This window comes from Gryllotalpicola reticulitermitis, assembly GCF_042651345.1.
Lineage (GTDB): Bacteria > Actinomycetota > Actinomycetes > Actinomycetales > Microbacteriaceae > Gryllotalpicola > Gryllotalpicola reticulitermitis.
Window position 1 is genome coordinate 70,872 of sequence record NZ_JBHSCN010000022.1, and the last position, 21,067, is coordinate 91,938.

Genomic DNA, 21,067 nt, shown 5'->3' on the forward strand with positions numbered 1-21,067 from the left:
GCTGGCGCGGCGACCGCGCCGGGTGGGGAGGAAGCTCATCAGTGTCGGGTCTTTCGGGTTCTGTCGATCAGGTCACATCAGGTTCGGCAGCAGCAGGTCGATGTTCGCCGCCGCGGCGAGAGCAGATGCTGTGAGCACGGAGCCGGCCACGAGCCAGCTCTGCCAGCGGCCCCAGCGGCGCCACATCCATACGCCTACGAGCACGGAGGCCACCACGAGCTGCAGCAGGAACACCAGCGGCCACAGTTGGGTGGTGTCGGTGGCCATCGCGTTCTCCTGCGCGGGCAGGCTCGTGGCCGGGAACACCGAGGCGGAGGCCGGGTAGGACGAGGTGACGAGCGTCGCGTCGACCCGCAGGATGCCGGACGGGGCGAACGGACGGCCGAGAGCGGTGGTGAGCACGAGGTTGCCTTGGCTGCCGCTGGGCGGTGCGGGGGCGGCCTGCCCGGCGAGGCGTTGATCGAGAACTCGATAAATGCATGTGCCTTGGCCCATGGTCATCGTGAATTCGTCACCGGGGGCGAGCTTCGCCCACTTCGCGCCGATGGCGCCGTAGGAGCCGGACCTCGCCATGAGAACGGAAGAGCCGGCCTGACAGGGCATCACGGTGTCGCGCAGGTGACCGATGCCTTCCATGGTCTGCGCGGCGTCGGTGCCTTGGACGATGACGGTGCGCCCGAGGCCGATGCCGGGGGCACTCATCACCGCCACCGGTGTGCCAGCTTCCACCAGGTGGTTGTGCTTGTCCACGGCCGCGACCGGCGTGGCACCCTCGGCGAGGGTGAGGCGCAGCTGCTGGTAGAGGCTGTGCTGAGAGAAGAACTCGACGACGGGCGAGATGAGCACGAGGTTGCCGAGGAGAACGAGCAGGATGGTCGCGGCGATGCCGAGCACCATCGCGTATCCGCGATCGCGGATTGCGCCGGCGGACGTCGCGGCGGTGCCCTGCGGCCGGGCCATCGGTTGCTCCGATTGTTCGACCGGCGGCGGCGACCAGTCGCGCGGGCCGGCGACGGCCGTCATCCGCGGCTCCGGCTGCGGGCGCTGATCGCACTGACGATCGGCGGCCCGATAAGAAGCAGCGCAACGAGGGCCGCGATCAGGAGGAGCGCGAGCGGCGCGGACGGCCCCGAGGCCTCGGCGATGACGGTAGGCACGGCTTTGACGTCGGCGGCGTTCGCGGTGTCGTTGGTCGAGCCTGTTGAGCACACGCCGGTGTTCGGGTCGCAACTCGTCTGAGCCCCGGCGGTCGTGGAGGTACCGGCGGTTACCGGGTTCGTCTTGGGCGCCGTGCCGCCACCCGTGCCGCCCCCGGACGTCCCCGCTCCGGCACCCGTAGTCGAAGGCGAGGCGTTATTCCCGGCGGCAGCGCCCCCGCCCGATCCGGTGCCGGTCTGGGAACCGGCGGCCTGCGGCACGGAGGCGTCGGAATCCTTGCCCCTCCACGGCGCCTGGCACGTCGCGTCGCACGTCACGGGGAACGGCGCGGTTTTCACCAGCTCGTTGCTCGTGATCGAGTCGCCGGGCTTGAAGGTCGGTGAGTTGCAGGGGTTGGAGGCGCCCGAAGTGACACCGCTCTGAGTGGTCGAGATGGTCTTCGAGGTTGCCGCGTCGATGCCCGGTGTCCGCTGAATCTGTTGCATGGACGCGAGGACCAGATTCATAGGAAGGGGTGAATAGCCGAGGGCCCCCATGTCCGCCCGCCAGGAGCAGACGGCGTTCGTGGAGATCCACGCAAGGGTAGCGCCTTGGGGTTTGCCGAGTGGCGTCGTGGTCTGAGTCGGAATCATCTCGTACGTGTACATCGACATCGGATATGACCGCGGATCCTTATATCCATATACATCCGAGAGGTCTTGAGAGAGATAGTTGACTGAGTTCTTGTCTGTGTTGATCTTCGCTTGAGTGAGTGCCACGGCGACGGCATCAGCCGTCGGCAACGTGAAGTAGCCCGCGCCGTTTTCTACGCGCGCGACCGGCATGTTCGCGCGCAAAGCGTAAGCGTATTCGTCGTAGTCGATCGAATACGGGTTATGGGAGGTGAACGTCGTCACACCGTCCGACCCCGACTGGGCGATGAAGCACGGGCCGCCTGCAGCGCATTTCCCGAGTGATCCCACTTGGTAATAGGACGATGCGTGAGTGGGGTCGCCCCCCGTCTCTACCGCGAGATGCTTGTAGTCGGACGGGTACTGGCGCAGCATCCACAGCTTGAATTGCGCGGTCGCTCCCGAGCCGTCGGAACGGACGACGACTGTGATCTGCTGGTTCGGTAGAGCCACGCCCTTGTTCGTGGCGGCGATCGGTGGCGCGTTCCATTTGGTGATCTCTCCAGAGAAGATCCCCGCGATCGTCGCCATGTTCAGTTGCAGCTTCGTGAAGCTCGATCCGCCGATCGGCAGGTTGTATGCGAACGAGGTGCCTCCGGCAACCACAGGAAGCATGGCGTAGCTGAAGTCGGGCGTGCCCGCGTCCTGCGGGTCGTCGGCGTCACCGGTGAACGGGATCTCGCTGTCGGCGAACGCTGCGGAGACCTGCTTGGCAAAATCGTCGCGACCCGTGGAGGAGCCGTTGGGCGTGTAGTTGAACGTGACCCCGTCCTGCGCGGCGTCCACTTCCCACTGGTTCCAGGCGAGGCCGGCCCAGGATGAACCTTCTCCGGCGATCGTGACGTACTGTGCTGCCGCGTTCGCTGGAATTGCGGCGCCCGCGGCAAGCGCAAAGCCGAGGCTCGCTGCGATGGCCAGGAACAGGCGCTTCATGCGAGGTCGGGTTGGGGCTTTCATCGCTTGTCATCCATCTCGTCGTGTCGGAACAGTTCGCTCAGCGCTCCGTCGGGCGCGGCGCCGGGGTCCTTCGGGGTGGCCCTGGCGTGTCTGCGCTCGACCGCTTTCTGCCGCTGGTCCGCGCGGGCGGCGTCACGTGCGGTGCGGCGCGGGGCCGCGGCGATACGAGCGCGGGTGCGCACCGATTGGGCTGCAAGGCGACGCGCACGGCCGCCTCGCGCCTGGCCGGGCTCTGCACCGGCGGTCGCGCGGGCGACGCCGAAGAGGATCAGCACGACGACGAGGAGGAGCAGCGCAGTGGCGAACCCGCGCGCTGCGGCGGTCTTGCCGGGCTGTTCGATGAACTCGAGCGCCGCCAGTGGGAGCGAGGTCTGGTTACCGCTGAACGGATTCGCGTTCGTGAAGTCAGTGACGCCTGAGGTCAGCAACACGGGCGAGGTCTCACCGATCCCGTGCGCGGTGGCGAGAATGATCGCGGTAGTCAGCCCGCTGCGTACCGTCGGCAGCACGACTCTCCAGACCGTCGACCACTGGCTCGCCCCGAGCGCCAGGCCGGCCTCACGCAGGTTTCCCGGCACAAGGCGCAGTACCACATCGGCGGCACGAATGGTGATCGGGAGCATCAGCACCGTGAGGGCGAGAGCCGCGGCGAACCCGCTGTCCTCATGCGTGAACAGAAGGATAATTGTGGACCAGATGAATAGACCGGCCACGACCGATGGCAGCGCGGTCATCGCCTCGGTGATCGTCCGTACAAAGCGTGCGAACCTCCCACCGACCTCGCCGAGGAACACCGCCGTCGTCAGTCCCAGGGGGATGGTGATGACCAGCGCGATGCCGATTTGCTCAAGGGTCCCAATCAGCGCATAGACGACGCCACCGCTGTCGAGCCCGGAGAGAGGCCCCGCGGTCTTCATGTCCTGCGTGAACCAGTGGAACCGCCCCAGCAGCGTATCCGTGGAGCTGGAGGTGAAGATGCGCGCATACACCGGCCAGCCCGCGACGACCACGTAACCGATGACGAGCGCGAGAGTGCCGACGACGACTACGCCGGCGGAGCAGAGTATGACCGTCCAGAACTTGTCCCGTACGGCCGGCCCGCGGTCTTTGAGGAACACGAGGGTGGCGTAGAGAGCAACGAACCAGATGAAGCTTGTGACAGGTGTCCAGCCGAGCGGGATCGCGCCGATCACGGTGGTCAGGAGCAGCCCGATCGCAATCGCGGCGCCCGCTGCCCCGGCGACGGTGAGCACATCCTCGCCCGACAGACCGAGCTGGACCGACTGAGGCTCGGGGATCGCATCCTCCGGTGGGAGTCCGCGCCGTGGCAGCACGGTTCCCCGATACGGAGGAGATGACACGGCATCAACGTGCTGGTTCCGCTCGCCCGTAATAGCCCCGGCCAGGACGAGTGACGCATGCGCTTCTAACCGGTCGTCGCGAACGGTGTTCGTCAACTCACGCCTCACTGTCTGCACCTGAGCGCGACCGGGCGATGATCGCGGAGGCGGTGAAGTTCACGGCCATCGTCAGCACAAACAGCGCGAGCCCGGAGGCCATCAGCGCAGAAAGTGTGAATCCGCCAGCGGAGCCGTATTGGCTCGCGATGTTCGCCGCGATCGAGTTGCCGCCGACATGCAAGATCTGAAGGTTGATCTGGAAGATCGGGCCGATGATCAGGTAGATCGCGATCGTCTCGCCAAGCGCTCGGCCGAGCCCCAGCATAGAGCCACCGATGATCCCTCCGACCCCGAATGGCAGCACGACTGAACGAATCACGCCCCACCGGGTCGCGCCCAGCGCGTAGGCGCCCTCACGCTCTCCGATGGGCGCGCGGGTGAAGGACTCGCGCATCAGCGAGACCATGACAGGGACGATCATGAATCCCACCACCAGGCCCGCGATGAACGTCGACGCCTTATAGAGCGAGTCATTGGGCAGCGGGTTATGCAGGTCCGCGCCGCTGACTGCGAGGAACGGAATCCACCCAAACCACGTCGACAGCCAGCGAGCGAAAGGCGGCAGCAGCGGCTCGAGGAACGCGAGTCCCCAGAGGCCGTAGATGACACTCGGAACTGCGGCGGCGAGGTCCACGATCGACACGAGGACGCGCTGAAGCGAACCTTTGGCGATCTCGGACACGAACAGCGAGACGCCGAGCGCGAGGGGGAACGCAATCACAAGAGCCACAAGCGCGATCAGAACCGTACCGGTGACGAGCGAGGCGACGCCGAAGTGGTACGTCGCCGGTGACCATTGCTGGGTGGTGAGGAATTCCCAGAGGCCGACGCGGCCCACCGCCTCAACCGAGCGGATAGTAAGGAACACCCCGACCAGCACCATGAGCCCGACGACGAGGGCTCCAGATGCACGCGTGACCGCCCGAAACGACAGATCAGCGCGCTCGAGCACCTGCCGGACGAGACGCGGGCCGGCAGGCATCGGGAGGTCATGCTTGTCGGGAATCGCGGTCTGCGAACTCATCGCGCACCTGCCCTACGGCTTCGCGTTCGGAGTACGGCTGCAGCGGCCGCGAACGCGACGGCGCCGCCGAATCCGACGTAGATGCCGTACACAGGGAAGCCGATTGCCGTACTCGAAGTCAATTGCGACGCGGGCAGCGCCTCTGCGCTGGGCCGGACCGCGGCCTTGGCTGTGGGTGCCCCGGGCACTGTGCTGGTGCTGGGCAAAGTGGGCGGCTGGACGGGCGCTTGCGCCGACGGCGGCGGGGCGCCCCCGGAACCGGCAGGACTCGGCAGTGGTTTATTACTCGCGCCCGGAACCCCTCCGGTTGGCGTGCTAGCGCCTGCGGGCGTTACGCAGGAGGGCGTGATGGCCGCCTTCTTCAACGTCGCGATCGCGGACGCGTCTTGCGCCAGCATGCTCGACGAAAGAGGCGCGTAGCCTGGCGGCAGCTCGCCGACCGCGAGACCAGGTGTGTTCCCCGCGCCGGCAATATAGCTGAGCAAGCTCGCGTACGCGGAGGCGTCCGCGGTGGCGAGACAGTTGGTGTTAATCTCCGCGTAGACCGGCAGGGTCAACGGATACGCGCCGTTTGCTTCGTCCGGTGTGGTCAGGGTTGCTTTCACCCCTGGTGTCGACGTCGACTGAAAAACGGACGCGGCCTTCTGCAGCGACGTGGAATTCGCACCGACACAGTTGGCATTGTCGTCACACAGCTCTGCGGTAACGGTCTGGAACTGTGCGGCAGCCGGCGAGTCGGTCAGGCCCATCACCGGGTTGTAGATACTCGCAGGCTGTTTTGCCCACTCGCCATTTGTTCCCGCCCCAGAAGTGCACGAGGTGTTCCCGGCGGCCTCGTCGCACCATTGCGCCAGCGATGGCGGGGCGCCGGCGGTCACGTCGGCCTCAACCTGCGCGAGCGACGGTTCTTCTTCGTGGATGTTGGCACTCGTGTCGAGCGACTGGCTTGCGCTAGGCGCGCCTGCGGGCGGGAGCTCATACCATGACGGCAGAGGGAACTGCGGATCGTCGGCCGAGTAGGTGACGGGGCTGTAGTTGTAGGTATAGCTGAAGCTGGAGGGCGGGTTGAAGCTGGCGAGATTGGCCGCGTCGGCCCTCGCATACTTCTGGTACTGCGACTGCGTCTCGGCGATCTCGGCCTGCGCCGTCTTTTTCAGCGCGCCTGCCTGGGACGCACACTGCGCGTAACTCTCGGTCGAGAAGTACGGGTTGATCACTGTCGGAGAGCCGTTGAGTACTGAGTCATCGTCAGGACAGCCGTTGAGGAAGGCCAGCGCAGCGGGGTCGGCGAGAATCCATTGCCACAGCGCGACGACAGGATCCGACGCCGTGGAGGTCACGATGAGGCTGCCCCTGTCGTCAAAGCTTCCGCTCGCATGACTAGGGAGGGTGTAGTTGAACCCCGGGTTCAGAGCGCGGAATTCTGGATCATCGAAGAGATCAGCGAATTCGGCTCGGGGCGCCCACGGTGCGAACGCCGTCAACGCGACGCCCCCGACGGTCTGGGTCGCTACGTCAGTGTCATAGAACCCGGCTCCTGGATTGATGCCCGCGGTGTAACTCTCAGTGACGAGCTTGGCCACGAGCCGGGCGGACAGCTTGAGGTCGGTCACTTGGCCGGTCTGCGTGGGCAGGTTCAAGCTGACCGTCACCGCTGCCACGCCGGCCGGCGCATATACGGTCTTCGCCCCCCCGCTGTCCGACACAGGCTGGGAGGTGAGCACGATGCTGGTAGAGCCTTCCTCGTACTGCTCCCGCGCAACGCTATCCGCAACCGAGTCATAGCCGAGGGAAAGATTTGCCTGCGAACACAGTGCCGGCGCCCACGATGCGACGGCGCTCGACATGAGCTCGCCACCCACGGTCAGCACACGGCTCTGGTTCGCCGAACAAGATGTCGAGATCGGCGCGAACCCGAGCTTCACCTGAAGCCGCTGCCCCCAGTCGGACGGCGCTAGCACTCCTCCGTCGTCGGAGAACGGCGCGACATTCTGATCTACGGGAACCGCGACGAGCCAACAGGTGTCGATCGACTTGACTCCACTCTTGACGCCGCAGCCGAGTCCCGGCTGCTGCAGGGTGGTCTGCAGATCAAAATTCCGAGACGTTTCCGCGTCAGGGGTCGAGGGCGCTTCCCAGTCGGTCATCTCATTCGTCGTGTTGTTTGTGAAGTCGCTGATCGCGCCGTCCTGCTCTGGATTGCCCTGAATGTCTTCGAACGGCACATAGCTGGACTCGTTATGCGGCGCCACGTTGTCTGTGGTGCCGACCTGTGCTGGCGCGGTCAACTTCGACACGCCGAGGATCGGGGTCGCCGCCGCGCTGAGCGCCGGCGCCAGCGACGGATGGGTGAGATCTCGGACGATGACCAGATATCCGCTCCCGTCGGTCGGCAGCGAGGCAGATATCGGCACGAAGAGGTCCGCGGAACCGTCGCTGGCGGCGGTGAATTGCCCGAACGCCTGGACGCGAGCTCCGACCTCCCAGGTCGAATGACCGTTGACTACACTAGTTCCGTCAAACTCGTTGAGGGTCGCAGACAGTTTGTCGCCCGATCGAAATGTTCCTGCGGCGATGACGTAATCGAACAATGACCCGGAGTACGCGTCCGCGCTTCCAGACGATCCGACAGCGTTCTGCTGCGGGAGCTCAATCGCGGGTGCCGTCGAGGGCGTGTAGTTCTGCCCCTCAGCTGGGGTGAACTCCGCGGTGAGCTGCACGCTTGCGTCCTTGGCCAGACCGCCCACATCCGCGGCCGCGACACCGTTCACGAGGGAGACGGGCGCGCCCAGTTTCTGCCCCGAAGCCGTTTCGAACTGGACCGACCCGGCGGAGGGCGACGGATTCTGACCGCCCGAGTCCGTTTGGGCGAAGAGATGCGCGCTGGTACCTGATGCGTCCATGTACCCGGTGACGGTCAGAGCGGGCGTATACGGTAGCGTACCGCCCGCAATCAGCTGAGAATCGGGGCTTCCGGGCGCGATCTGTCGGCTCGGCAAGCCATACGCAATGCCGCTGTCCACACCACCGACGCCGGATTCACAATGTGCTGGGTCCGGGTTGTCGGAGTCGTCGGCGCCCCAGCACTGCATGACATCGAGGAGAGGGCCGTCTGTCGCTGTCCCGTTCGTCCCGCCCTGCCCGACGCCGGTGTAGCTGAGCGTCACGGTCTGGTTGCCGAGGCTCTCAGTCTGATCAACGGTCAGAGACAGGTTCTTGAAGACCCGCGAGATCGCGGACGAGACTCTGGGATCCGCATCGGCGTAGGTCTTGCCGCCGGTGTACGGCAGCACTTGGGAGTCGTCGCGTGGTACCACGTCGTCCGCGGGTTGCGGACTGCCGTCAGTCTCGGTTGCGGTGTTCTGCCAGTTCACGGTGACCGCCGAGTCGGTAGGCCCGGTTGATCCTTGCGCGCCCCAGCCGCTACTGTCGGCAGCTTGCGCCGGCTGGAGTGCGAATGCGGTGAGGCCAATGACAAGAAACAGGCCGGCGGCCGCATGGAGCGCGTTCGACGGACGCGTCTCGGGACGCAGGAGACGGTGGCTGATGCGGGGTGGGGTCATTGAGAGCTCCGGAGACGGCGCTGTGGGGCGCCGATCGCCCGCCGGTCATCGACGGGGCAGGTCAAGGTTGGGATCCTGTCGGGATGGCTGAATGGGGGCGGGGGCCTTCCGGTCGTGGTTGCAGCCGGAGGACCCCCGCGAAGGGCTATGGCGTGATCATCGGGGCCTTAGCTGCATTTCCTTAGGTCTTCGATGGCCGGTTCCGCGAGAGCGGCGGGGCCGCCGAGGGCCTTGATCGTGCCGGTCTTCCAGGACGTGGTCTTGCTCAGGACAGCGCCAGGGACGCACGTGGACGGGATGACGTAGAGCGGAGAGCCCAGGTCAGCCGCGGCCGCCGCGCCAGTCAGTGCGTCCGGGAAAGTCAGCCCGGTCGCAAGATAGGCGTCAGCCGCCCCGCTGAACTGTGCACTGATCAACTGACTGGTGGCATATCGGTCCGCGCCGCCGAGTCGCGTCGGCGTGAGTCGGGTCGCGCTCTTGACGGAGTTGGCGACCCCGGTCGAGACGGCAGCCGTTCCGCCGGCAATCTCTACCTTCGAGACCTTCGCGTTTCGAAGCCAGCCCGTCACCGAACTCGGGGCGCTCTTCGCTGTGCCGTTGACGAGCAGCACTGGCCAGCCCTTCGAGCCGGCGTATGCCGCTGCGCTCAACGCATCGGGGAACGTGGCGCCGGTGGCGATGAACGCGCCCGATGCTTTGGTCCCGTACGCGTACTTCGCGATGGCGAGGGATGTGGCGTAGCGGTCGGCGCCACCGATGCGGGTCGTTGGCGCGATTCTCGAGAGCGCCGACTGCACCGACGAGCTCACGGCGGCAGTCTCACCGACGATGACGATCTTCGAGGGGCCGAGGCGCTTGATCTCACCTGCAACGGCAGACGGCAGCGAGGTCGGCTGTGTCAACAGGAGCGGGCCGCCGAGCTTCGCAGCAGCCGGGGCCGCTGAGAGGGCATCCGGGAAGTTCTCGCCCGACGCGACGAAGACGACCTTTGCGCTGCCGGCAACCGGGAACGTGTCCTTAGAGACGGCGATCGCGGTGGCGAAGCGGTCGGCACCGTAGAGAGTGCTGACCGCCGGCTTCGTCGTAGCTGCGATGCTCGCCGTGACAGTCTTTGCGACGCCCGTGTAACCGGACTTCTTCCATGTGACCGTCAGTGTCACTTTCTTGCCGGACGCGGTCGTCGGCACGACAAGCGTCCGGTTGGTGCCGATCACGGCCCCGGTCGGCAGCTTCCAGGAGTACGAGGCCGTCGCACCTGACGGTGTCGATGTGCCCGGTGTGGCGATGAGGGTCGCACCTACTCGGTCAGTACCGCTGAGCTTCGGCGCGGTAGCCGTCAAGGACTTCGAAGTGGCCGCTGTCGTGACGTCTACCGTGTTGGCCGACACCACATATGCACTGTTCGTCTCACCTGCGCGATTTACGAGTTCCGCGGAGAACTTATGTATGCCCGCCTTGAGCCCTGTCGCGGTGTATGCCGCGTGACCGCCGCTGAGCGGTATGCCAGCGGACGTCGCACCGGTCTCCGTCCCTGCTGAAATCGGCGAACCGTCAACAATCGGCAGGATGTAGACGTATTGGGTGTCGCTCGACGGCAAACCGCTTTCCGCATACGTGACATCTGTCGAGGTGGCGACCTTGGGGTCCGCTTTCGCGGCAACGGTGATCGTCACGTCCGCCTCGGTGACTCCAACGTTCACGTTGGGGCTTGTCGACGGCGAGAACGCGGTGGCATCGGCTGGGGTGAACTCAGCCGCGAATGGCACAGCGCCGTAGTCGCCCGCGACACCGGCACCGGACCACGTCGCCGTGCCGTTGGTGACGACGATCGGTGCCGGGTTCAGTGGTGTCGTCGACCCGTTCTCGAAGAAGTTCACGGTTCCGACGGCATCGTCGCCCGCTGTGTCGGCAGCCGTCACGGCGGCGCTGAGGTCGACGCTTCCGAGAGTCGATCCAGACTTGCCGGTAAGTGTGGTGGTCGTGGACACGGGGCCCGCAGGGGCCGTGGTGCTCGAGGTCCAGTCGCCAGCCGCGTCGGTGATCGTCAACGTCGTGCTGGCTGAGACCGCAGATCCAGTCGATTCATCGGGCGCCTCGGTTGCGCCGTTGTCTTCGCAGTACCCGATCACCGTCCAATCGCCGGTTGCAATCGAGGCGAGGCTCGCAAGTCCATCCTTCAGTGGCGTGAGGGGGTTCATGTTGTACAGCGATCCGAACGGCAGCGTGGCCGATTGAGTCGCCCCCACTCCGGCAAGGCTCGTCGAGGTCCAGAAGTAGGTGTTCGCGGGAGCCTGCGTTCCGCCGCTTCCCACCGCGTGCGCGTATCCGGCTGCCAGGGTGTCGGGTGTCGCGCCGGTGGCACCGGGAGCGACGAAGAAGAACGTGACGGCATCGCTCGACGCGGGGCAGTCGTTAGCGAGCGATCCGCTGACGGTAGGAGGCGTTGTGGCTGATCCGGAGCCTGGTGAGAGGGCGATCGCAGGGGCGGCATCGGCGTTCGCAGCACCGGTGCCGGTGAGCACGAGGCCGACTGCAGTCACTGTGGTGAGCAGCGCGGCCAGCGGTCCGATGGCGCGGAGTGGGCGTGGCATGAGGTGGTGTGTTCCTTCTGTGGTTCAGGCGGCCACCTGTAGTTGTTGCAGGCGCCCGGCCTCCGGGGATGGTCAGCGTTCGGGATTTCGAGTCAATGGAAGGGGAGGGCTGCACCGATCGCTCCGCTCGTGCGGCACGATCGGTCCCAAGGACATGGGATGGCCGGTGGCGGGGTTTGCCGCCACCGGCCGGAAGGTTGGATCAGTTCGTGTAAGGCGAGAAGTCCCAGTTGCTGGTGTTGCTGGCGTCGGTTGTCGACAGCGGCACGAAGCCGTAGTCGGTCCAGATCGTGTGCGCCGACACCGTGCCGGTGGTGGACTCGAGGGTGGTGTCGAGCCAGGTCACAAGCGAAGAGGTGTTGGAGTCGCTGGCCGGGACGACCGCGAAAACGAAGCGGGCGAAGTTACCGACCACCGAGGTGCCAGGACGTGCCGGGGCGCCGCTCTGCGCGGTGCCGACACCCGCCGAGCTGCCGGTGAGTCCGTTCCAGACGGTCTTGCTATCGACCTGCGGGAAGGACACGCCGGAACCGGTCACACCGGTGTTGGTAACGCCGGTGTTCGCGGAGTCGGCCTGCTCGATCGCAGACGCACCGGAGAACGGCACGATCGCGTCGTAGGACGACGGCAGCGAGCTGACGCCGCCACCGGTCAGATTGCTGGCGACGCTGACGGCGCGGACGTCGTTCTCCTCGACTGCGTGGGTGCTGCCGGTCTCGTTGGCGACACCACCGCTGCCGAGCGTGGCGACGTTGATCGCTGACAGGAAGAAGCTGCGCGTGCCGGAGCTTGCCTGCGGGACGGCACCGATGACCGAGGTACCAGTCGGCGTCGCAGTGTCCTGTGCGGTGGTGATGTACACCGGGATGGCGCCGTTGGAGGCGATGTAGATGTCACCAACGTTCCAGTTGTTGCCGTCAAGGCCGGGGGCGGACTGGTCCTGGCCAGCGACCGTGTCGGTGTAAATCGCCTTGAGCTCAGTGTCGGTGAAGTTGGTGATCGCGGTAGCGCTGCCCACCTTCTGCTCAGCCAGGCCGACGGCATCCTTCGCCTGCGGAATGTACTTCAGCTGGGCGCCGGTCGACGCGGTGGTGGCGCTGCCCGGCAGGCTGGAGGAGCGGGCGAACGTGACCTCCTCCTGCTTGACGGTGGCAGTTCCGCTCAGCGTGTTGGTCGCTCCGGAGTCGGAGGAGACCCACGTGTTCTTGCCCGCCGCGGTGTTGTTCGCCGCGCTCAGGGCGTTGCGGCCATCGCCGGAGCCATCAGGACGCTGGAACGTGTCGGTCGCGGTGCTGAACGGCTTGATCACATCGTTGAGGCCGTTATTGACCGGGTTCGTCGCGTCCCACGAAGCGACGGTCGAACCGAAGGAGTCCGGAGAGTAGCTGAAGTGGCTGCCGTTGGTGCCGCCGGTGAACACGTCGTAGACGTTCTGGTCGGTGTTCGATCCGTACGCGTTGATCGTCTTCGTGCCAGTGGTGGTCGACGTGGGCGGGGTTGCGCCGGGGCCACCGGTGACCCCGGACGGGTCAGCGAACGCAGCCGAGGTGCTGATCGCGGCGGTCAGGGCGACAGCGCCTGCGGCCGCGATGAACGCGGCGCGACGGGCGATGCTGGTGCGGTTCTGCAGCTTGCGCTGTTTGGTGGAGAGGTTCAATTTCAGATCCTTCTCAAAATGTTCGCGCTGGTGCGCGAACGGGTTTGTGCCTTGCAGGCGCGGCCCGACCGATGGCCTAGGCTGCTCGAATGCACCGGCTGGCGCCGGTGCGTTCTCGTTCCGCAGTGAGATTCCGATCCCGGTACCTACGGGATCGGCATTGGTCACTTCGGTGCGGCGGGCCCGTAAGACGTTCGCGCGTCTTACGGGCTTGTGCGCTTAAGCGGGCTCAGGGGGTGTAACTCGCGTAAGCGGCTTCGTTTCCGATCCGGCGCATACCACCGTCGCGGACGACTTCGATCTGGTGCACGTACCCGCGCCGCCGTCCTGTTTCGCGTGGATGTCGGTGGGGATGACGCCAGATTGCATGATCTTCAACGCGTTGGCAATCACATATGCCGGTGAAATCCGGTTCGGTCCCGAGTCCAAGATGAACGTTCGGCGACGCGATGGCGGTCAGCTTGCGGGAGCCGCGCGGCTGTCGCATAGTTCGCGCTTGCCCCAGCGCGGATCGCCGCATCCACGCCTCGCTGCGGTGCCACGATCGCCCGTATCCGCCAGAACGACACACCCGGTAGAGGGCCGAGTCTCCTGATCAGTTGGTATTTTTTACTGTCAGCGAGTCGCTTCGGGCAACTCGCCCGCGGGCTTCGCCACGCCGAATCACCGCGGTCGACGCTGGTGAACGGGAAAAGTTCTGCCACTTTTTTGGGCATCCCCCCAGGATGTGACGTTTTATGTCGCCGGCGAGTGCCGATTAGCATTCACCGGTACTTCGTCCGGCGACGACGGCACATAATGCCTACGCCCGGGTTGCGACGCCGACCTCGAAGAGCGCGAGGGCCCGCCCGATGCGCGCGCGAGGGGTCGTGCCCGTGGCCCCGGCCTCGGGGATGAACACGGCGGCCCAGACGCACTCGGTCAGGATGGACGCTGCATCGCTGGCACTGATCGAATCGGGCACCTGCCCGTCTGCGATGCCCTGCTGGATCAGACGCTCGAATACGCCGCGCCAGATCGTGAACGGCGTCGGCGATCCGTCGTCGACCTCGTCGATGATCCGCAGGAGCGCCCGTGCGCGCACATTCGCTTCGAGCACGTCGACGATGTGGTGCGCGGCGGCGCGCACAGCAGGGAGCCCGCGGGCAGCATTCTGCGTGCTGACATCGAGCAGTTCGTCCCAGCGGCGGCCTTCCGATTCGCGAAGACGCTCGGCGATCGCGCGTTTGCTTTCGAAGTGGTGGAACATCCCGCCGCGGCTGATGCCGGCCTTCGTCGTGATCTCGAGCAGCGTCGTTCCGGCATAGCCGTTGCGGGCGAATTCGGCCGCGGCGACGTCCAAGATCTGGCTCTGAGTACGCTCGGCTTGCTCGCGTCGTGTGGGCACGGGTTCCCTCCACGACGAGGCTATGACATTCGGCCCATGCCGAATGTCACTGCGCGCGGCGGCGTCATGTTGGCCGGTTACTGTTCGCTCATGAGCTCGTCAGTGGATGCGGCGCAAGCCGGCACCGTGCGAGACCTGAGCAACGTCGCCTGGGTGAGTGTGGTCGGAGCTGCTGGCGTCGGGTACTTCCTGCTGAAGGTGGCCTTCGGCACCCACTTCTTCTTCGCGATCGCGACGACCGCCACGTTCACGCCGCTGCAGGTGTGGGGCACGACGGGCCTGCTGGTCGCCCAGGCCATCTGCACGATCTGGCGCCGCTCCTTCCCGGTGCCGTTGCTGGCTGCGGTCGTCATCCTCATGATCGGCGGCACCCTTCTGACGGGCGATCGCGACATCATCATGGGTGTCCCTCTGCTCTTCGCGGTATACAACCTCGTTGCTCGTACCGGGATGACGGCGTGGTTGCCGACGCTGGTCGCCGCAGCCGCCGTGGATCTCGCGGCTCAGCTGTTCGTGTCGGCCCATCTCGGTGTCCCCATCAATGCGTACCTCGTCATCGCCCGGGTGATCATCACGGTCGTGAGCTATGCGATCGCGGTGCCCGCGGGCCTCCTCGTCGGATCGCACCAGCGCAGCGCGCGGTTGGCCAATGAGTATGCCGTCGCGATCGAGCGCGAGCAGGCGGCGCTGTTGGCTGCCGCGGTCGTCGCGGAGCGCAACCGGATGGCCCGCGAACTCCACGACGTCGCGACGCACCACCTGTCCGGGATCCTTTTGCAGGTTCGGGCTGCCAGGGAGGTCCTCCCACGCGATCCCGCGCTGAGCTCGACGCTGCTCGCGACCGTCGAGCGCGAGGGCGAGCGCGCGATTCAGAGCCTGCGCGAGGTGGTCGGCGTGCTGCGGACCGATGCGGACGACGACGTGGCGGGCTCGGCGCACTTCGCGCGCCTCCCCGAGCTGATTCAGGATGTCCGTGCGACCAATCCGCTCATCGAGGTGCAGGTGCACGGTGATCTCGAGGACCTCAGCCCCGCCACCTCGCTGGCGTGCTTCCGCATCATCCAGGAGTCGCTGTCGAACGCCCGCAAGCATGCGCCGGGCGCCGGGGTCGCGATCGCGGTGGTCCGGCAGCCGTCCGAGCTGCATGTCGAGGTGCGCAACTCCGCGCCGATCGGCGCGGACCCCCTGGGATCCACAGGCGGGGGCTTCGGCGTCCTCGGCATGCGTGAGCGCGCGGCGCTGCTCGGCGGCGAGTTCGAGAGCGGGCCGACCAGCGACGGCGGCTGGATGACGCAGGCGACGATTCCGATCTCGAGGAGATCGCCCGCATGGACCGCGTGACGGTTCTGATCGTCGACGACCAGCCGCTCGTGCGCCAAGGCCTTCGAGTTCTGATCGACAACGCCGACGGCCTGCGCGTCGTGGGCGAGGCGGCTTCTGGCAACGAGGCCATCGACGCGGCGGGACGGCTCCATCCCGACGTCGTTCTCATGGATGTGCGGATGCCTGACGGCGACGGCCTGACGGCCACGCGCACACTCAGCCGACCAGGCGCCCCTGGACCGGTGCCGGTCGTCGTCTTGACGACCTACGACACGGATGACTACGTGTTCGGCGCGCTCGAGGCAGGGGCCGCGGGCTTCCTGCTCAAGGACGCGCCGGTTGCCGACATCATCGCTGCGATCCGCGTCGCAGCCTCGGGCGACGGGCTCGTCTCGCCGAGCGTGACGCGCCGCGTCATCGCGGAGTTCGCACGTCGCGGCCCACGGCACGGCGCGGCGCCTGCGGGTGCCGTTAAGGCGGTCGATGCCGGCGCGGCCGCCATGATGCTGACGGTGCTCACCCCGCGCGAGGCCGACATCGTCCGGGCGCTCAGCGAAGGGCTGAACAACAGCGAGATCGCGAAGCGGCTGCACCTGGACGTCGGCACCGTGCGGAACCACCTCAGCCGAGTGATGACGAAGCTCGGCCTGCAGACGCGCACGCAGGTCGTGGTGTGGGCGTTCCGCTCCGGCATGGACAGGTGAGGACATCTGTCTAGTGACGTTTGTCACCGTGCCATCTGTTACAAGCGCGTTTTCTGACATCTCCTCAGACTGAGTACCGCGAGCCGACACCGGAGCCGGCGTACTCGATCGCCAGGAGACCTCCATGCACTCTCGCTACCTCGACTTCGTCGCTGCCGACAGGCGCTTCTACGACGTCGCTCCCCTAGGAACAGCGACACCAACTACCCGCTACCGCGTGCCACATTCGCTCGACTGGCGCGGGTGGCAGCGCACCGACATCCGCGGCTGGACCCAGTACCATCGCCGCCCCATGTCGGTCGAGCAGGGCTGGAAGATCCATGTCTCTGCCACCCGTGACAATGCCCAATCGATCCTCAACCTCGTCGCCGCCTACGCCGCAGACAGCTCCCTCACCTTTAAATTCGTCCCCGGCGAAGCCGAGTTCCGCCAACGCAACGACAAGCAGACTGATCGCGGCAGCGCCGGGAAGTTCATCACGCTCTACCCGCTGGACGAGGAGGAGCTGCGCGCCGCCCTGGCCGAGCTCGAACGGCGCGTCGGCGGCATGGCTGGCCCCTATATCCTGAGCGACCTGCGCTGGAATCACGGGCCTCTCTACGTCCGCTACGGCGCATTCCGTCTGATCGAAACCCACGGCTCAGATGGCGAACGCCTTCCCGCTATCCGGGACCCCCACGGGAACGCGGTACCCGACGCGCGCGACGCCGCCTTCACCCCGCCCTCCTGGCTCGACCTGCCCGACTTCCTCGCCGCGCAGCGCGCGAGCCTCGGCGACGGCGCCGCGCCGGAGGGCTTTCCCTATCAGGTGACGGAGGCGCTGCAGTTCTCCAACGGTGGCGGGATCTACCGTGCCCGTTCGAGCGCCGGCAGGTCGGTGATCCTCAAGGAGGCGCGTCCTTTCGCTGGGCTGACTCCTGATGGGAGGGACGCCGTCGGTCGCACCCGTAATGAAGAGGAGATACTCCGACGGCTGGGCGACGATCCGACGTTCGTGGGCATCGTCGACGCGTTTGACGCCGACGGGCATCGCTTCCTCGTGCTGGAGGACATCGACGGGATCCCGCTCAGCAAGGCGCTGGTGCAGCGCAGCCCGATGGTGCGGGCCGATCGCGGGGTCGTGGACTACCTGGACTATCGGGCCTGGGCCCTGGAGATCGCCGACCAGATCGAGCGCGCCGTCGCGCGGCTTCATGCTGCCGGCATCCGCCACGGTGATTTGCATCCGGGCAATGTGTTGATCACACCGACGAGCCACGTCCGCCTGATCGACTTCGAGATGGCCGGGCCGTCCTCTTCCGGCGAATCCGCGATGGTGGCTGCCCCCGGCTTCGCGGCGCCCGCCGACCTCGTCGGAGCGGACGTCGACCTCTACTCTCTCGCGTGCATCAAGCTCTTTCTCTTCATGCCGCTGACACCGATACTCCCGCTGGACTCGCACAAGGCCGAGCAACTCATCGAGGCCGCCGCGGAAATGTACGCGCTGCCGGACGAGTACGTGGCCAGCATCCGCGCTCAGCTCGTCCCGCCTCGCACCCCGCAGGAGCCGGTCAGCAGCCTGGCACGCGCCGCCGATCGCGCGATCGCCGAATGGGCGGCACGCGACGAGGACGGCCTCACCCGGCTGCAATTCCTCATCGCCTGCTCCGTCAACGCCAGTGCGGACTTCTCCCGCGCCGACCGGTGCTACCCGGGAGACATCCGGCAGTTCGGCGAGAACGGCTACTCGCTCGCGCACGGCGCGGCCGGCGTCCTCCACGCCCTCGACGCCGCGCAGCTCGAATCGCCCGCTCAGGCATCGGATTGGCTGCACGCCGCCGCCGCGGCGCCGGATGCCGACCGCCACCTTGGCCTGTTCAATGGCCTCGCCGGCGTGGCATGGGCGCAGCGGCGCCTGGGCGCGACCGCTGCGGCCAGCCGGACCCGGGAACGCATCATGGACCGCTTGACGCGCGGCGTCAGCGTCGACTCAGCTGCCTTCTCCTCAGGTCTCTACTCCGGCCTAGCGGGCCTCGGGCTCTGGATGCTGAGCGAGCCGGATGAAGACCTGCTCGGATGGGCTGCGCACATCGCGGCGGAACTCACCCGCCGGATCGCGGTCGGCTCCCCCCAGCTAAGCGGTCCCGGCCGCCCAGACCGCGGGCTGATGTGGGGACCGACCGGCATCGCCCTGTTCGCACTGCGACTGTACGAGCGCACCGGCGACCGAGCCCACCTTGCTCTCGCGGAGAACACCCTGCGCATGGATCTCGACCGGTGCGCGCAGGCGGACGACGGCAGCCTGCAGATGGACGAGGGCTGGCGTCTGATGCCGTATCTGGCCACCGGCTCCGCCGGGCTCGCGCTCGTGACCGCGCAGCTGCTGCCGCACGTCGCGAACCCGGCCCGCTATCTTCGGCCGCTCGCCGGCCTCGAGCGCGCGCTTCACCCCCGGTTCACCATCGAGCCCGGGCTGTTCGATGGACGGGCCGGCATCATCCATACACTGATCGCCTTGATCCGCATGGGCGTGGCCGGAAGCGACTCTGAGAGCGCCCTCGCCGCCCACGTCGACGCGCTTCGCTTGCACGCGGTGCGGCACGCGACCGGAGTCGCCTTTCCCGGAAGCGGCCTCATCCGCCTGTCGATGGATCTCGCGACCGGCTCGACCGGTGTTCTCACCGCGCTACAGGCCTACACGCTCCTGCTCATCGACGACGAGGGCGACGAGTGGCACAATCTTCTGCCCCTAATCTTGCCGCAAACGGCAATCAAGCCCCCGATGCCTACGCCCGCGAAGGAGGTGAGAATCAACGATGACCGCCTTCCTTCTGAGCCTGCAGACGCTTGAGGCACGTGACGCCACCGCCGCTGACGGCGCGCGCACAATCAGCGCGTTCAGCCAGAGCCTGTGTGTCAGCAGCGCCTCTGCCGGTCTGTGCTGAGACCGCATCACGACACAGAGGGTCGGAGTTCGTCTGAAGCTCCGACCCTCTGTGCTGCGCGGGATTGCACCGATACCCCTCTTGGCGGCTGGACCGTAAGCCGCGCATACTCGGCGGAGCCGAGTGTGAGGGAACTCTGGATGGAGCGTTCGAGGAAAAGGCCTATGTATTTCTGATCGCTGACAATTCAGAGCGAGGCCCTAGTGCACCGAGGATCGCCCAGAGGATCGACTCCGCGCAAGCCCATCCCCAGTTATAGCCCTAGCCGTAGCACTACGACACGCTCACTGCTGTACCGATCAGCGCCGCGATAGATCCGAGCAGTGGAGGCTCTGTGATGAACGCGAGTTGGTCCACCAGCCATTGGTATCGGCCCAGCTCGTCAGCGATTCCCAGCGAATGGAACCCCGACGCAGCGCATCGAGACCGCTCTTCCGTGAGGGCGAACTTCAGACCGTCATCGAGACATATGGGTGGGCTTGTGCACACAAGACGGCGACCGGCCGGGGTCGCGCCGGATGATCAGGGGTTGCGGGGGCGCCCTCACCATGGTCGCCGAGACCGAATCCCAGCCGCGTCCCGAGGCGATAAGCGCCCCTACGCCCGTTACTGCAAGGAACCGAACTGGCCGAACACGAACCTGGACCAGCGCCAGTCTGCCCATCCGGGCAACAGTTCCCCCCTGCGATCCACGTCGATCCCTCTAACGTCGCGCCAGTTCGAAGAGATGGACATAAACGTCTACAAATAAGGAGAAGCTAACCCGATTTGACCTTGCGCGACGGAGCCTTCGTTATGTCAGGCCAACCCTGCGGCAACGCCAGCGTTCGCCCTGCCGCAAGTTGCTCCGCCACCCACGCGACCGCCAGCTTGCGCGCAGCAACCCACTTGTCGTTATCGGCAATCGGCGCCGCCCCGGGTTCGCGAATAACCACGCCGGTGTAGGGATCCACTTGCACCACCCGTGGCGCGATCTCGTCGGCACTGGCCATCGTCGAACAGTAACCGGCGCGTGCCTCGCGGCCTTGCTTGCGCCTTGCCATGACAAAACCAGCGATGATTCCCCACATCGCGATCAGCGTCACGATGCCGAAAACAACAACCAACGGAGTTAGATGAATGAAGATGAAGACGAACGTGACAACAAGGCTGAGCACCGTCACCGTCACGGAATTCAGCGCAAACATGCTCCACCTATACGACGACCACCCCGGAAGCAAACCGTCGTACAGTCGCATAATCCGCCCAATCTAGATCCCAAAGATCTCTTCGACCTTATCCTTGGTGTCCGCTAAGAATGCCGGAAAGCCCCCATATCGGTTGATAAATCGAAGCGCGCTCGCCGGAAAGCGTCTCGAGTGCTCAAGCGCCGGGAGCTCGGCAAGCGGCCCTAGAACGCCGATAACTGCCCAGAATATCGACATACCGCATCCCCAGCCCCAACCGAAGCCGATGCAAGTCGCAATGGCTACAGCCGTCCCGATAGCTCCGGCCACGATCTCAAAGGGGGCAAGTTCCGTCAGCCACGCTAATTCATCCGCTAGCGGGACTGTCTGATTTCCGGTGTTTCTGGGGTGGCCTGACTGGAAGGAACAGGCCGTGATGGACACGACCGAGATGATCGATCCTGTGACCGGGGAGATCATCG

At 66.1% G+C, this 21,067-nt stretch carries 14 protein-coding genes; 4 read left to right on the forward strand and 10 right to left on the reverse strand.

Annotated elements, in window-relative coordinates; translation table 11 throughout:
* Positions 1–72: 72 nt before the first annotated feature.
* From ACFOYW_RS17775 to ACFOYW_RS17810, 8 genes are all read right to left on the reverse strand, one after another.
* On the reverse strand, positions 73–960 hold the full coding sequence (locus ACFOYW_RS17775) for a hypothetical protein (protein WP_390232164.1): 888 nt from the start codon (positions 958–960) through the stop codon (positions 73–75).
* Between the two features lie 59 nt (positions 961–1,019).
* Positions 1,020–2,786: a substrate-binding domain-containing protein gene (locus ACFOYW_RS17780; protein WP_390232167.1), complete on the reverse strand. Its 1,767-nt coding sequence runs from the start codon at positions 2,784–2,786 to the stop codon at positions 1,020–1,022.
* Entirely contained in the window at positions 2,783–4,147 is a 1,365-nt protein-coding gene (locus tag ACFOYW_RS17785; protein ID WP_390232170.1) for a PstA family ABC transporter permease, read from the reverse strand. Before ACFOYW_RS17785 ends, ACFOYW_RS17780 begins: the two co-directional genes overlap by 4 nt.
* Positions 4,148–4,244: 97 nt before the next feature.
* Positions 4,245–5,270 (reverse strand): phosphate ABC transporter permease subunit PstC, encoded by a 1,026-nt coding sequence (pstC, locus tag ACFOYW_RS17790; RefSeq protein WP_390232173.1) that lies wholly within the window; start codon positions 5,268–5,270, stop codon positions 4,245–4,247.
* On the reverse strand, positions 5,267–8,833 hold the full coding sequence (locus ACFOYW_RS17795; protein ID WP_390232176.1) for a hypothetical protein: 3,567 nt from the start codon (positions 8,831–8,833) through the stop codon (positions 5,267–5,269). The genes pstC and ACFOYW_RS17795 overlap by 4 nt, the downstream gene beginning before the upstream one ends.
* A 167-nt stretch (positions 8,834–9,000) precedes the next feature.
* Positions 9,001–11,424 carry a cell wall-binding repeat-containing protein gene (locus tag ACFOYW_RS17800; protein ID WP_390232179.1) on the reverse strand — a complete coding sequence of 808 codons (2,424 nt, stop codon included), beginning with the start codon at positions 11,422–11,424 and terminating at the stop codon, positions 9,001–9,003.
* Positions 11,425–11,626: 202 nt separating this feature from the next.
* Complete coding sequence (locus ACFOYW_RS17805; protein WP_390232181.1) at positions 11,627–13,081, reverse strand: hypothetical protein; 1,455 nt, start codon at positions 13,079–13,081, stop codon at positions 11,627–11,629.
* A gap of 802 nt (positions 13,082–13,883) precedes the next feature.
* Positions 13,884–14,468 carry a TetR family transcriptional regulator gene (locus ACFOYW_RS17810; protein WP_390232184.1) on the reverse strand — a complete coding sequence of 195 codons (585 nt, stop codon included), beginning with the start codon at positions 14,466–14,468 and terminating at the stop codon, positions 13,884–13,886.
* Positions 14,469–14,558: 90 nt separating this feature from the next.
* Between ACFOYW_RS17810 and ACFOYW_RS17815 the strand changes: the two genes are divergently transcribed.
* The 4 genes from ACFOYW_RS17815 to ACFOYW_RS17830 all read left to right on the forward strand — a co-directional run bounded on the left by ACFOYW_RS17815 (position 14,559) and on the right by ACFOYW_RS17830 (position 19,419).
* The gene (locus ACFOYW_RS17815; RefSeq protein ID WP_390232187.1) at positions 14,559–15,809 is read left to right on the forward strand and encodes a sensor histidine kinase; all 1,251 of its coding nucleotides are present in this window, start codon (positions 14,559–14,561) and stop codon (positions 15,807–15,809) included.
* Positions 15,797–16,495: a response regulator gene (locus ACFOYW_RS17820; RefSeq protein WP_390232190.1), complete on the forward strand. Its 699-nt coding sequence runs from the start codon at positions 15,797–15,799 to the stop codon at positions 16,493–16,495. Before ACFOYW_RS17815 ends, ACFOYW_RS17820 begins: the two co-directional genes overlap by 13 nt.
* Positions 16,496–16,619: 124 nt before the next feature.
* Positions 16,620–19,325 carry a class III lanthionine synthetase LanKC gene (gene lanKC / locus ACFOYW_RS17825; protein WP_390232193.1) on the forward strand — a complete coding sequence of 902 codons (2,706 nt, stop codon included), beginning with the start codon at positions 16,620–16,622 and terminating at the stop codon, positions 19,323–19,325.
* On the forward strand, positions 19,291–19,419 hold the full coding sequence (locus ACFOYW_RS17830) for a SapB/AmfS family lanthipeptide (protein ID WP_390232196.1): 129 nt from the start codon (positions 19,291–19,293) through the stop codon (positions 19,417–19,419). The genes lanKC and ACFOYW_RS17830 overlap by 35 nt, the downstream gene beginning before the upstream one ends.
* A gap of 758 nt (positions 19,420–20,177) precedes the next feature.
* Here the strand turns inward: ACFOYW_RS17830 and ACFOYW_RS17835 are convergent.
* The gene (locus ACFOYW_RS17835; protein ID WP_390232199.1) at positions 20,178–20,606 is read right to left on the reverse strand and encodes a hypothetical protein; all 429 of its coding nucleotides are present in this window, start codon (positions 20,604–20,606) and stop codon (positions 20,178–20,180) included.
* Positions 20,607–20,669: 63 nt separating this feature from the next.
* Positions 20,670–21,067: hypothetical protein (locus ACFOYW_RS17840; RefSeq protein ID WP_390232201.1), on the reverse strand; the 398-nt coding region annotated here is incomplete at its 5' end.

What these genes read in the sequence shown, in the direction of transcription:
- ACFOYW_RS17775 (WP_390232164.1), bottom strand. Translation starts at nt 960, where the DNA reads ATGGCCCGGCCGCAGGGCACCGCCGCGACGTCCGCCGGCGCAATCCGC.
- ACFOYW_RS17780 (WP_390232167.1), bottom strand. Translation starts at nt 2,786, where the DNA reads ATGAAAGCCCCAACCCGACCTCGCATGAAGCGCCTGTTCCTGGCCATC.
- pstC (WP_390232173.1), bottom strand. Translation starts at nt 5,270, where the DNA reads ATGAGTTCGCAGACCGCGATTCCCGACAAGCATGACCTCCCGATGCCT.
- ACFOYW_RS17795 (WP_390232176.1), bottom strand. Translation starts at nt 8,833, where the DNA reads ATGACCCCACCCCGCATCAGCCACCGTCTCCTGCGTCCCGAGACGCGT.
- ACFOYW_RS17800 (WP_390232179.1), bottom strand. Translation starts at nt 11,424, where the DNA reads ATGCCACGCCCACTCCGCGCCATCGGACCGCTGGCCGCGCTGCTCACC.
- ACFOYW_RS17815 (WP_390232187.1), top strand. Translation starts at nt 14,559, where the DNA reads ATGAGCTCGTCAGTGGATGCGGCGCAAGCCGGCACCGTGCGAGACCTG.
- ACFOYW_RS17820 (WP_390232190.1), top strand. Translation starts at nt 15,797, where the DNA reads ATGGACCGCGTGACGGTTCTGATCGTCGACGACCAGCCGCTCGTGCGC.
- lanKC (WP_390232193.1), top strand. Translation starts at nt 16,620, where the DNA reads ATGCACTCTCGCTACCTCGACTTCGTCGCTGCCGACAGGCGCTTCTAC.
- ACFOYW_RS17830 (WP_390232196.1), top strand. Translation starts at nt 19,291, where the DNA reads ATGACCGCCTTCCTTCTGAGCCTGCAGACGCTTGAGGCACGTGACGCC.
- ACFOYW_RS17835 (WP_390232199.1), bottom strand. Translation starts at nt 20,606, where the DNA reads ATGTTTGCGCTGAATTCCGTGACGGTGACGGTGCTCAGCCTTGTTGTC.